This window comes from Gilliamella sp. B2785 (assembly GCF_026537005.1).
Lineage (GTDB): Bacteria > Pseudomonadota > Gammaproteobacteria > Enterobacterales > Orbaceae > Gilliamella > Gilliamella apicola_E.
Window position 1 is genome coordinate 176172 of sequence record NZ_JAFNNC010000003.1, and the last position, 13362, is coordinate 189533.

The 13362-nt window shown below is 33.6% G+C and carries 11 protein-coding genes and 1 other RNA gene; 8 read left to right on the top strand and 4 right to left on the bottom strand.

Going from position 1 to position 13362, the window contains the following annotated elements; all coding sequences use genetic code 11:
• The first annotated feature begins 12 nt into the window (after window positions 1-12).
• Complete coding sequence (gene mprF, locus J3U24_RS05080; RefSeq protein WP_267337106.1) at window positions 13-2616, top strand: bifunctional lysylphosphatidylglycerol flippase/synthetase MprF; 2604 nt, start codon at window positions 13-15, stop codon at window positions 2614-2616.
• Window position 2617: 1 nt separating this feature from the next.
• Window positions 2618-3898: a virulence factor family protein gene (locus tag J3U24_RS05085; RefSeq protein ID WP_267337108.1), complete on the top strand. Its 1281-nt coding sequence runs from the start codon at window positions 2618-2620 to the stop codon at window positions 3896-3898.
• Between the two features lie 54 nt (window positions 3899-3952).
• On the opposite strand, the gene J3U24_RS05090 is transcribed toward J3U24_RS05085, so the two are convergent.
• Together J3U24_RS05090 and J3U24_RS05095 are read right to left on the bottom strand one after the other, a co-directional pair.
• A complete protein-coding gene (locus J3U24_RS05090) occupies window positions 3953-4849 on the bottom strand; it encodes a DMT family transporter (RefSeq protein WP_267337110.1) in 897 nt (298 codons plus the stop codon).
• Window positions 4850-5294: 445 nt separating this feature from the next.
• A complete protein-coding gene (locus J3U24_RS05095; protein WP_267337111.1) occupies window positions 5295-6281 on the bottom strand; it encodes a LacI family DNA-binding transcriptional regulator in 987 nt (328 codons plus the stop codon).
• Between the two features lie 279 nt (window positions 6282-6560).
• Between J3U24_RS05095 and J3U24_RS05100 the strand changes: the two genes are divergently transcribed.
• The 3 genes from J3U24_RS05100 to ssrA all read left to right on the top strand — a co-directional run bounded on the left by J3U24_RS05100 (window position 6561) and on the right by ssrA (window position 10136).
• Window positions 6561-7964 (top strand): hypothetical protein, encoded by a 1404-nt coding sequence (locus J3U24_RS05100; RefSeq protein ID WP_267337113.1) that lies wholly within the window; start codon window positions 6561-6563, stop codon window positions 7962-7964.
• A 144-nt stretch (window positions 7965-8108) separates the two neighbouring features.
• The gene (locus tag J3U24_RS05105; protein WP_081303387.1) at window positions 8109-9497 is read left to right on the top strand and encodes an MFS transporter; all 1389 of its coding nucleotides are present in this window, start codon (window positions 8109-8111) and stop codon (window positions 9495-9497) included.
• A 274-nt stretch (window positions 9498-9771) separates the two neighbouring features.
• Window positions 9772-10136, top strand: a transfer-messenger RNA (tmRNA) gene (ssrA, locus tag J3U24_RS05110).
• Between the two features lie 362 nt (window positions 10137-10498).
• On the opposite strand, the gene J3U24_RS05115 is transcribed toward ssrA, so the two are convergent.
• A complete protein-coding gene (locus tag J3U24_RS05115; RefSeq protein WP_267337114.1) occupies window positions 10499-11236 on the bottom strand; it encodes a carbonic anhydrase in 738 nt (245 codons plus the stop codon).
• Window positions 11237-11559: 323 nt separating this feature from the next.
• On the opposite strand from J3U24_RS05115, the gene J3U24_RS05120 reads away from it, so the two are divergent.
• From J3U24_RS05120 to J3U24_RS05130, 3 genes are read left to right on the top strand one after another with little or no spacing between them, the layout of a single operon-like run.
• Window positions 11560-11838, top strand: coding sequence for a hypothetical protein (locus J3U24_RS05120; RefSeq protein ID WP_267337115.1), 279 nt, complete (start codon window positions 11560-11562; stop codon window positions 11836-11838).
• Between the two features lie 6 nt (window positions 11839-11844).
• Window positions 11845-12381 (top strand): hypothetical protein, encoded by a 537-nt coding sequence (locus J3U24_RS05125; RefSeq protein WP_267330414.1) that lies wholly within the window; start codon window positions 11845-11847, stop codon window positions 12379-12381.
• A gap of 23 nt (window positions 12382-12404) precedes the next feature.
• On the top strand, window positions 12405-13031 hold the full coding sequence (locus J3U24_RS05130; protein ID WP_267337117.1) for a hypothetical protein: 627 nt from the start codon (window positions 12405-12407) through the stop codon (window positions 13029-13031).
• A 150-nt stretch (window positions 13032-13181) separates the two neighbouring features.
• Here the strand turns inward: J3U24_RS05130 and J3U24_RS05135 are convergent, their stop codons facing one another.
• Complete coding sequence (locus tag J3U24_RS05135) at window positions 13182-13355, bottom strand: hypothetical protein (protein WP_267337119.1); 174 nt, start codon at window positions 13353-13355, stop codon at window positions 13182-13184.
• Window positions 13356-13362: the final 7 nt, after the last annotated feature.

Consider the following 13362-nt stretch of genomic DNA (forward strand, 5'->3'; position numbering starts at 1 on the left):
GGAGTTGATTAAGTGAAAATATCAACACGTAAAGTTTTGCCATGGCAACTTATAGAATGCTTCACTCGATATCGTCAATTCATCGCTCTACTATTTGGACTATCTATTTTTTGTATTGCACTGGTAGTGTGTTGGCATTTATTAAAAACCATCAATATTAACGATTTAAAGTCAGCTCTACACCAACTTCCTTACCATGCAATTTTACTTTCGTGTTTATCAGCAATAGCTAGTTATATTATGCTTATCTGCTATGAATGGTCAGCTGCACGTTATGCAGGTGTTGAACTAAAATTATCAACAATTGCGGTCGGCGGTATTTGTGCTTCGGCGATTGGTAATGCTGTCGGATTATCAGCATTATCAGGTGGCGCCATTCGTTGTCGGCTCTATTTCAAATATGGATTAACCACTATAGATGTAGCAAGGATGTCAATTTTTGTTACTCTTTCATTAGGCTTTACCTTACCTTTATTAGCATCAATCGCGGCACTAATTCATATTGAAAAGACCACAATAGCACTACATACTTCAGTAATCAGTATCGAGTTAATATGTAGTGCAGTATTTATCATTTATGCCAGTGTATTATTATTTTTACATGCTCATCGATTGTCTGAAAAACCTAATAAAGATACGCATTTATACCAATTTTTTCATTGGAAAATTCGTTTACCTAACTGGCGTTTAGCTAGTAGTCAATTTTTAATTACCTTACTAGATGCTATTTTAGCTGGTGCGATCCTCTATTTCTTATTACCAAATAAGCCAAATTTTATTGTTTTTATCATGATTTATATTCTTGCTTTAGTAGCAGGGGTGCTTAGTCATGTTCCGGGTGGTGTTGGTATATTTGAAGCAATTATATTAGCCGCTTTTTCATCTCAAATTGGTGCGGCATCATTAACTATTGCTTTAGTTATTTATCGATTAATATATATTATATTACCACTCATTCCCGCAGGAATTTTGCTGTTAATTAATGAAGGTAAAAACTTTCTTTCTGTTCCACAAGTAAAAGAAACCGATACTGGCATTGCTGCAACAATTATGGCCGCCTCGGTATTCTTTGCTGGAGTGGTGATGATGTTTTCAAGTGTCATCCCTGGATTCAATCATCATTTTGTCAACACCTTCATTCCTAACAAAATCGTCAATTTTGCCCATTTAACTGCCAGCTTAATTGGTGTTTTATGTTTATTACTAGCGATGGGATTACGTCGCCGACTTTATTCTGCTTGGGGATTGTCCGTTATATTGTTGATATTAGGTAGTATCTGCTCATTGCTAAGAGGTTTACATTGGATTGAAGCCTTTACTTTATTATCGATAGCAATATCATTGTTCTATTTTAGACACGCCTTTTATCGTAAAAGCCGACTAAGTATTTTGCCCTTTTCGTTAAAATCCTTTGTGATCACTTTTGGCTTACTTATCCTATTTGTTTGGCTAATCTTATTTATTTATCAAGATATTCCTTATAGTCACAATTTATGGTGGCAATTTGAATTAGATAGCCGTGTTCCTCGAGCCTTGCGTGCAGCATTAGGGAGTTTTATATTATTAAGTGGTGTGATGTTATTTTGGTCTTTCAAACCGGCATTACCCATCTTAACCATTCCCACTAAAGAAGAATTGAGCGAAGCCCATCAAATCATCCTCAACTCGAAGCAACCTGAAGGCGGATTAGTGATGAGTGGTGATAAATCATTACTTTTCAATCAATCAAAAACCGCTTTTATCATGTATGCAAGGCGAGGAAGAAGTATGGTTGCGCTTTATGATCCGATTGGTAATGATAGTGCGCGCGCAGATTTAATATGGGAATTTAGGGATCTTTGTGATCAACACCATTTACGCCCAGTTTTTTACCAAGTTAGAGCAAACAATTTACCATTCTATATGGATATAGGGCTTAGAGTGGTCAAACTTGGTGAAGAAGCGTTAGTTAATTTAAATGAATTTGATTTAACATCAAAAGGTTATAAAGATCTTCGATATACTTGGAATCGCGGGCAACGTGATGGACTTAGTTTAAAATTTTATCCACCAGGTACTGCACCGCTTGATGAGCTAAAAATAGTCTCGGATGCATGGTTAAAAAACAAACACTCAAAAGAAAAGAAATTTTCGTTAGGCGCTTTTTCCAAATCTTATTTAGATAATTTCACCATTGCAGTTATTGAATACCAAGGCAAAATTATTGCTTTTGTGAATTTACTTGAAACCAATCAAAACTACAGTGCAACCATTGATTTAATGCGAGTTTTACAAGATATTCCTAAATCCACTATGGAATTTTTGATGGTAGGATTGATTCTACATTATCAGGAAAAAGGCTATCAGTACTTTAGTTTAGGGATGGTCCCGCTTGCGGGTATGCAAAGGCGACGTGGTGCGCCAATGATCCAACGCTTAGGGGCGTTAGTTTTTCGACGTGGTGGACGTTTTTATAACTTCCAAGGTTTACGTCGCTTTAAAGAAAAATTTGCTACTCATTGGGAACCACGTTATATGGCGGTTCCCAATGGACTTGATCCTTTGGTCGCCTTGATTGACACCACTATGTTAATTTCTGGCGGTAAAACGAATTTAACTCACAATAAGAACAAATAAGATGAAAAATATCATACGTTATATTTTATTCTTTATGATTTTAGTATTCATTGCAGTTTGCATAGTCGTAGGTTGGTATTTTTATAAAAACCAACGAACCGCTTCTGTAAATACCATAGCCATTAATCAAAACTTTTCTATCTTATCGGCTACCCCAAAACAATCAGCTGAGGCTGCTGCTATAATTGTTGCCACTAAAGATAATCATTTTACGGCTGATCAATTATTAAGTTTATCTGAATCAACAGGTGCTAAATTAGTACAGTTTGAATTAGAACCGCAAGGAAGTTGTGCAAAGCAGCAAACTCGTTTTGAGCAAGCACAGAAAGTCTTAAATGAAGATAAGTTTGTTGTTGCTGGTATGCAAGAAGGTGCCGCCTTTGCTTATCGGTGGTTAACCCAACAAAATGATGATGCCAAAGCTTTATCGATTGAATTTACATTAGATCATAAAGATTGTGATGCACCTTTACCCGCTCAGGCAAACCATGGAGAATGGCAAGTAATTTGGAATAATCCACCAGATGAACAAGTTGCCATTTTTCCTCGACAACAAAAGCAGATTAAAGTAACCACCAAAATTGGCGAATATCAAGCATCACCAATTGAACTGTTAAGTTTACATTTACCATCTATTTTATTTGGTGAGCATGAATCATTACCAGTAATAGAATTACCCGCTAAAGGTAAACAATCGCATCCCAATAGTGTTACTTTTTATTATTCAGGTGATGGCGGTTGGCGAGATTTAGACAAGGTTTCGGCAGAGTATATGGCTTCTCATGGTTATTCTGTCGTTGGTGTTGATGCACTAAAACTATTTTGGCAACATCGTTCCGTTGAACGTAGTGCTAAAGATCTTACTCATTTAATGCAAGAATATCGGGATAAATGGGGCGTTAATAAATTTATTTTAGCTGGCTATTCATTTGGTGGTGATATCTTACCTGCACTATACAATCGATTATCCAAAAACGATCAAGAAAGTGTACAAGCTTTAATTATGATTGCCTTTTCAAAAGACGCTAATTTCGAAATAGAAGTAAGTGGCTGGCTTGGTCAATCTGGCGATGAAATGAAAACCGCGCCGGAAGTAAATCAGATTCCAGCAAATAAATTATTTTGCATCTATGGTGAAGAAGAAAAAGAAGATACCGGTTGTCTACAGCCAGAGATGAAAGGAGAGGCTTATAAATTACCTGGTGGTCACCATTTTGATGAAAACTATACGCATCTCGGTCAAATCATTATGGAAGCGATCGATAAACGCATAACACCTTAAAATAAGCAAAAAAGGGGCAATAGCCCCTTTTAGTGATTCACCTGATTTATAAGATCAATGCTTGCTGATTCTGATTTTTCCTTCTGATAACAATACCCCAATGAGGGTTGATAACGTACCGATAGCCGCGATCCAAGTAAAAGGCTCATTTAAAATAACGACTGCAGCAATAATGGTTAAAATTGGAACTAAATACAGATAGATACTAATTTTTACTGCACCAACTAATTTCACCGCATAATTCCAGGAAGCAAAACAGATAGCCGAAGCCCCTACGCCTAAGAATAGAATATTAAAAAGATTAGCCGTGTGCGTGAAGCGCTCCAGTCCCCATTTGAAATCAAACAGATACAACGCTGGTAACATCATCACTAAACCATAAAAAAAGAAGCGTCGTGTTAATAAAATCGTATTGTATCCATAATGACTGCATTTTTTAGTCAAAATTGAATAACATGCCCAAAACAAGCAGGCACCTACCGCAAGCAGATCACCCAACGGATTAAGTGACAGTACAAATTTACCATTTAAACTTATTAATCCAACGCCGAAGATTGCAAATAAACACCCGATATAAAATCGCTTAGCTGGCCGTTCAGTTTTTAAAAAGAAGATCGATAAAAGTGCGGTAAACACGGGCGATAATGTGGTAATCACCCCTACGTTTGAGGCAGTGGTATAAGTTAAGGCAATATTCTCACATAAAAAATAGCAGGTTACACCACAAAACCCGGCACACAAAAACATCAACTCTTGTTTTAAACCTTGCCAAGCAAAGATCCGTGGCGCTAAAATCCAAAGCGTTAAATAACCCAACCCAAACCGGTAAAATAAGATTTCAATAGGTTTAAAATCGATTAACAATACTTTAGTGGCAATGAAAGTGGTTCCCCATAGAAACACTGTCATCAAAGCAATCAGATGCCCTCTTGTCCTCAATGAAAATAACATTTAAGTTCTTACTCTCCATCTACTATTTATATGTTAATCATTTCCCTATCATTTGGTTGTCAGATTGGACATACAAAAAATAAAAATATAGAAAAAAGGCTTGGTCATGATAAAAATATCACTATTTTAATAGAAATTTAAGATCGGCTAGATTAACTTGCTGCTAATCTTTTTTCAATATGTTTCCATACATCAATTATTTATGCAGATTATTTGAATATTAGAAAAGCGTGCAATTGAATTAGTAAAAGCAGTAGATAAAAAAAATCCACTCAAAAATTGAGTGGAAGGCAAAAAATGAATTAACGTAATCTGATTATATAGACAGACTAAATCATAAAAAGTTCCAAATAATTTCAAAAAAATTTAAAGTTTTTATATAAATTATTGTATGCGATTGATTTATAAATATTTATTTGTTGAATTTTTTTATATATAAAATCACTTAAAATGAATTATCATAACCTTGATACAAGCTAATTGGTAAATTAGTTATGCTTTGATAGGGTTCACCATTAATCATTGCTAACAGTATCGATACTGCATTTTGGGCAATTTGTAGAATTGGTTGACGGATTGTAGTTAAAAACGGCATATGTTGTAGAGTTAATTCAGCACCATCAAATCCAACTACTTGTAATTGCGAAGGTAAAGATAATCCACAATCTCGCGCAGCATTAATTGTTGCAATCGCTGATGAATCATCAGCTAATACTCCATCAATAGTTTGGGACTGTAACCGTTTTTTAATTAACTGATATTTTTCTTCATAACTAATTGAAAAATCCATATCAAGTGTAATTGACTTAATACCTGCAACTTGAATGCTATCTTTGTAAGCTTGATACCGTTTATTAGCATCCATATCAACTTGTTTATCATTTGTAATCGAACCAATATAAAGAATTTTCTTACAACCATTTTTTATTAAATGTTGGCTAGCTAGAAGTCCTCCAGCATAGTTGTCACATGAAATAACAGGTATTTTTTCATTTATTTTTCGATCTATCGAGACGATATTCAGATCGGGTATTAGGTAATCAGCTAAATTTTCATTCATAGAGTTAACTATGACTCCTTCAACCTGATGACGCCTTAGCATCGATAAAAAATTTTTTTCCTCTTCTTGATTATGATGACTGTTGCAAATTAATATTTTATAACCTTGGCGAGATAATATTCTTTCTAAATAACTGATTAATTCCATTTGGAATGGATTAGTTAAACTTGGAAAAATCAAGCCTATTAAATTACTTTTATTATTTGATAATGAACGTGCTAATTCATTAGGATAGTATCCTAACGTTTCCATTGCTTCTTGCACACGTTGACGAGTTGTTGCACTAATATATCCACGATTATTTAATACCCGTGAAACAGTAGTAGCGGAAACACCCGCTAGTTTAGCAACATCATCTCTGCTTAATTTCATAATCATCCTTTAACTATCATTAATATTATAACGAGATAATTATAATGCTTTTTATAATGACGTAAATCATTCAGTTGATTTGTAATTTTAAGATCAAATTTTTTAGTGATATTCATCACAAAATCACTTCGGAATAAGTGATATCCCTCACAAATTTTACATTCTAATTGTGGACGCGGTTGACATATGAACGCGGTTGACATGAAATGAAATAAATTATTTCAAAAGTGAATGACAAAGAAATGTCATTTATTCACATATAAATAAAAGGAGTAAAAAATGCAAAAATTACATTATCAACCAAAAGGCTACTGGGTTGGCGATATTATGCCATTTGGAAAAGACGGGGTTTTTTATCTTTATGATCAACGCGACAATCGCAACCCTTGCCCTTTTGGTGAACCGTTTGGATGGTCACTTGCCACTACGACTGATTTTGTTAATTACCAAAATTTGGGAGATTCTATTAAAAAAGGTGGTGAACAAGATGTCGATCAGTTTATCTATGCTGGATGTGTCTTCGAAGCAGAAGGTAAAGGACATGCTTTTTATACAGGTTACAACCGTAATTGGGAGAAAGAGGGAAAAACATCACAAGTATTATTACATGCTTGGAGCGACGATTTTAAAACATGGCATAAATCCTCGCAACTTATAACACTAACACCACAACCTGGTTATGACATTAGTGATTGGCGAGATCCCTGGGTAATTTGGAATGATGAAAAGCAAGAATATTTATTGATTCTAGGCGCAAGATTAAAAGGACCAAAAACAGAACAATCGGGTCGAGTTGTTGCTTTTACATCAAAAGATTTAAAAAATTGGCAATTCCAAGGTGATTTTTGGGTAGCGGGTAAATATACCATGATTGAAATGCCTGACTTATTCAAAATTGGAAATTGGTGGTATTTGATTTATACCGAATATAGCGATCAAAGTAAAACTCGCTACGTCATGAGCCAATCTTTAGAAGGTCCATGGATCACCCCTGACGACGATGCTTTTGATGGGCGAGCTTACTATGCAGCAAGAACCGCTTTTGACGGTAAACGTCGTATTCTTTTTGGTTGGGTACCAACAAAAGAAGATAATGATGATTTAAAAAATTTCCAATGGGCAGGAACTTTTGTACCTCATGAAGTTTATCAAAAAGCTGATCATACACTTGGTGTAAAAGTAGTGGATAGTTTATGGAATGCTTTTATTCATCCAAAAAAAATTGATGATTTTTCAATTAATTCTCCTTACGCACGTCAAGAACAATTATTAATTGAAAATACAGGCAAAACATTCCGTTTTTCAACAACAGTTAAATTCAGTAAAGGTACTCGAGATTTTTCCATCCGTTTGATGAAAGATAAACATACTGGCGAATCATATGATTTTATTTTTTCGCTTGTTGATAACCGATTAACTTTCGATAAAACCCCTTGTTATCCTTGGTATCGTGTGATGAATAAAGGTTTAGAGCGCCCTATTCATCTTGAAGCGGATCGTGAATATGAGTTACAGATTATCGCTGATGATACGCTATTTACTTTATACATAGATGGTACTGCGCTAAATGTTCGTGGTTATGATCAATTAGGAAATAGCTTGGCAATCGCCGTCAGTGATGGAACTTTAAGCTGTAAAAATAATACTTTTTCAAATGAAGGATGTTTTCCAGAAAAATGGTAATCGTGCCTATCAGGTCATTTAACTATCAGGTTAGATGATCATCATGATCAAGGCTTTCATCAACTATTTATGATCAAAGCCTTAATTTAGATAGGCGATTATCTTCAGTAATTTAAATATGGAAAATTCATTGGAGATATCATAATGAATACAACAGTAATTGATAACAATGGTCATATGGCTGACCATGACATCTCATTTAAAGAAAAACTCGCTTATGGACTAGGTGATTTTGCAACAGGCTTTTCGGGTGTTACCGTTGGAACCTTTGCGCTTTACTATTATACCGATATTGTGGGAGTTTCAGCTACTTTACTAGGAGCTGTACTACTATTTTCACGTGTTTTTGATGCTGTGATTAATGTCGTTATGGGTTTTATTGTTGATAGAACAAAAAGCAAACATGGCAAAGCTAGAGCATGGATTTTATGGTCGACAATTCCATTTGGTTTATCTTTGATAATGGTATTTAGTGCACCAGAAAATTGGAGTGAATTTGCATTATTAATTTTTGCTGCCATTACGCTCAATATACATTGGATTATTTACACTTCAAGCAATATCCCTTATGGCACGCTAGCAGCATTAATGACCCAAAACTCTTACCAACGCAGTCGATTAAATACTTATCGTATGCTTTGCTATTTTGCAAGCATGTTAATCATTCCGTATATTACACTACCTTTAGTCGAATTTTTTGGTGGAGGTGAACGCGGTTGGCAGTTTACCATGATAATTTATGCCGCAATTTTAATTTTTACCTTTTTCTATACTTTTTTTAATACTAAAGAGCGGATTAAACCAATTAACCAATTTAAGTACAATGCACCATCACTTGGTGTTTCATTAAAAACTCTTTTAGCAAATAAGTATTGGGTCACAATGTTCTTCACCATGTTAGTAAGTTTTAGTATTTTAGGACTAATCAATGGTGTAGGTGTTTACTATGCAAAATATCTTTTGGCCGATAGCCAACTTATCGGTTTAATCAATATGGCTTTTGCACTACCGTTAGTTGTAGTATTAATGTGCTCAGCTTATATTTTAAAAATAATGAGCCGTTTAACATTTATAATTGTTGGTATGGCAACCATTATATTAGGTAGTATTATCATGGCAATTGCACCTCATGATACCTATATTGCAATAATTGGAACTATCTTACGAGGAGCAGGTTTTGCACCTATTATGGGAAATGCATATTCTATGCTAGCCAATACCATCGATTATGGCGAATGGAAATTTGGCATTAGAAATGATGGCCTAGTCTATAGTGGAGGAAGCTTTAGCGCGATATTAGGCAGTGGTATTGCTTCCGGAGGAATTGGTTGGATATTAGGAATGGCAGGATATATTGCGACAGATATTGCTAATCAACCTGAAAGTGTATTAACTACTTTACAAGTATTATTTATTTATGCACCCTTAGTATTAAGCGCAATCACCATTATATTATTACGGTTTTATACCTTAGAAAAAATTTATCCTGATATCATCAAAGAACTAGCTCAAAGAACACATAATGTCTATTAACCAGCTAAACGGAGGGATTGATAAATCTGTTATTATTCCCTCTACTTCATCGATTGGCTAAATATTTAAAAACAATCCTAAATCAAAATAATATACAGTTTTCACTATTTGATATTAACTATTCAATTCAGAGAAAACAAAAAAAGCATACCATTAATATCGCTATTTTAAAACCTGCAAGACCAATGGAAAGATAGATAAATCCAGAAATAGGTTAACTTGTATTACTACTTGAATTCACCTATAATGCCCTAATATTACTTATACCACAATTGGGGCTGATTCTGGATTCGACGGGATTTGCGAAACCCAAGGTGCATGCCGAGGTGCGGTAGGCCTCGTAAATAAACCGCAAAAAAATAGTCGCAAACGACGAAAACTACGCACTAGCAGCTTAATAACCTGCATAGAGCCTTCTCTCCCTAGCCTCCGCTCGTAGGACGGGGATAAAGAGGAGTCAAACCCAAACGAGATCGTGTGGAAGCCTTGCTTGGGGTGTAAGCATTAAACTTAATCAAGCTAGTCTATCGGTAGCGTGTTTGTCCGCAGCAGGTAGGCGAAATTCAAAGACAAACTACGCATGTAGTACCAAGGATGTAGAGATTTCGGACGCGGGTTCAACTCCCGCCAGCTCCACCAATTTAATTTTAATCAATATTAAATCCCTAAAATCATTTTATCACTTCATAAATGCTCTATTATCTGAGTAAAACTTTTAATCATATGACTAAATCTACATATGTTAATGTCAAACTTCACATATGCCTGCATTCAAATAAGTAAAACTAATTTAAATTATATAGATTGCTTACCGTAAGAAATATCTAAAGAAGAAAATAAGAAATGAATTTATATATTATGTGAATGATAGGGAAGTAGATGTCGCAAATACTTTATCGATTTCTGATAATACTTAAAGGGCTAAACTAACTTAATTATGGTGTTCAAAATGTCAGTAAAGCCCATTGACTTAATATCTATTAGAGCAGAAAAAGTTTTATTTAATCAACAATAACCCGTCCATGTAATGGCTGAATTGGGCGATTATTATCATGGTGCATGATCGAGTGGAATTTTTCGATTTGTTCTGCTGAAGCTTGGGATTGTTGCTGTAACACGATCCATCTTACCCCTTCTGTACATGGAGGTGTTGTTAACGATCCGCTAAAACGGTAATAATTCAATTCCTTTGGGAATAACGCCTTAATATCAACGGCGTTTGCTAAAATGGCGCTTTTTCCTGATTCTGTCGGCATTTGTTGCCATGCTTTTGCTAATTCTGAATTAGCCTCACCTTTATTAAACATTAATGCGATTACGGCCAATTCATTATCTTTGTTTTTATAAACAAAGTGTGCTGCCATTGGGAAATATTTGCCTTTAATGGTGTTTTCACTCGGTGTATGGAAATGAAATTGTTGTAATGTGAATATTTCATCGTCTATTTCTAATTGGTTATTTCCGGAAACATCGATCTCAATAGTATGGCCGTTGTTAATAATATTTTGCTGACCGGCTTCAAAAGTAAGTTTAAGCTTGCTATGTTCTGTTTTTAATACATGATCAATATTGATTGGCGATTGATTTTTACCATTTTCACAAGTTGAATATTCCGGTGAAAGTTTTCCCCAGTTTTCTGGTTTTTCCTGTCCTTCATACCCCCAATGTGGGTGATGTTCTGCTGCGGCGCAAGATAAGCTTGCTAGCATAAACATTGCGATAATTGCGTTACGTTTCATGTTTGCCTTCAATGAGAATTAAATTTCAGTGTATAAATTTTATACCTCATTTATAAAGATGTCTCAATAAAATATATTTTTTTGCCTCGAAATCTAAATAAAAAGCCTTGAACATACTTCTTGTATTATTCCCGCTAATTTTCAATAAATTAAGTGTGATTGATAGTGCAGATATTCTTATTTTATTTCATCAAAATGAGCAAGTCTTATCAAAATATCAAAATTATAGATGAAAATAATACTGGAAAAATGTATGGCTAAACCCAAAAGGTAAATAGTTTTAGCTTGATGCATGTATTTATGAAGTAAAGATTCAATTAAAAATGAAATACCGAGTTAATAATCACCCTAGCTCTTCTATTACGGATGAAACCACCGATCATTTTATTGTAATAGTGAGAATGAGGAATGATTCAGCTAGAAAATATTTATTATTTTATGATAATGCTATTGGAAATAAAAACGTAGGTACCTTCAATGAAAATAAATTGTATTTTATATGCAAAAAATATAAAGTTGAAGGTGTAGCTAATAAAAGAAATACTTATTTTTCACCAACCGGATATAAAAAAATATATAGTATCCCAAATAAGAAAATCTAAAAGAAAATGAAAATAATAGCTCTCTGTTTACTTGTTCCCTTTATCGCTAATTGCAGCAAAGGAAATGTGTCTAACGCCATTAAAAAAAATATAGAATCAGAAGAAGTAAACTTCATTCTTAGTAATTCCCTCACCCTAATAAATGGTGAAAAAATCTCATTATCAAATATATATGCTATACCTAACAATATAGATTCTATACAAGTGGATAATGTGCAATTTGAAGCAACATTATCTGATTATTGTGGGAAAGGAAACTATATATATGATGAAGAAAAAATGGATGGTTTTTTACCTAAAAAACTCAAATTTATCCTTTATTATCAATATAAAAAAAATAATACAGAACCCACTGCATTTAACTTTAAACAAGATAATGCAAATCTTTACTTAACCGTTACTAACCATGAAATAATTACAAAATATTGTAGTAAAACAAATATACGAACACGAAATAACGCATTTTTATTAAAGGTTTATTCAAACGGAGCTAGATATAATTTACTGGCGATTAATGATATAAAAAGTATCGATGAAATATGATACTTAATAAGATGGATAACGTGATGAAAAATAAAATAAGTTACTTTTTTATTATAGTATTACTATGTAGTTGTAGTAATAAACAATCAAATAACGAAAATTCGGAAGTTGGTTTCTTTAATGAAAAAAAGAATATAAATGAAACAGCTAATACAAAGTCACCCATTATTAAAGATAATTTCGGAAATACTTATATTTTAGATATTTTCAATGTTTTTTCACAGAAATTAATTTTGCAATCCGAAGTTTTTCTTATAGATTATCTAAATACCTATGATCAAGTATTTGAAATTTCTTTGATAAATAAATTGGATTATGTCATTGTCGAAATACAAAACAGAATTGGTGTTAGCGCCTATGAGCTATTTATTCGAGAAAGAAATAATAAGTTGGAAATTTTCAAACAAACTGGTTGGGATCGTATATCTTATAAATTTGAAATAGCAAAAGATGATTATGATAATACAAATGCAAATTTGATCTGCTTAAGTCAAGAGATAAAACCAATAAATGGCATCATAAAAATCCCTGATGATTTAAATTTTACCAATGAAAATACAAAAGACTGCTTTGCCTGCCCACAACAATATACTACTGAAGAGTGTTTACAAAAAAAACAGTCGGGTGAAAAATTTAATTGGAAAGAATAAGAGGAAAGAGATATCACATATTTCTAATCCATGTAATGAATTAAATGAGAAACACATCATCAAAACAACCACAAAAATGTTTACTGGATAATGTTGTTCTTATTCATTGCTATGCTTTTAAGTCTGAAAATATTTTACTTAAAAGCTGAACTAGCAAAAAATAATAGTCACGTTTTTCTTTTTGGCATAGTCTAATACTTTTTGGAAAACTCCTTTCATATTTTGAACTTGAAGGAAAATTTCTTCTGAAAGTTCTGCTCCGTTTAGTTTTGCGTTGGAATATTTTGCAGTATTATCAATATAATTTTTCACGGTTTTCTCCATTACTTTC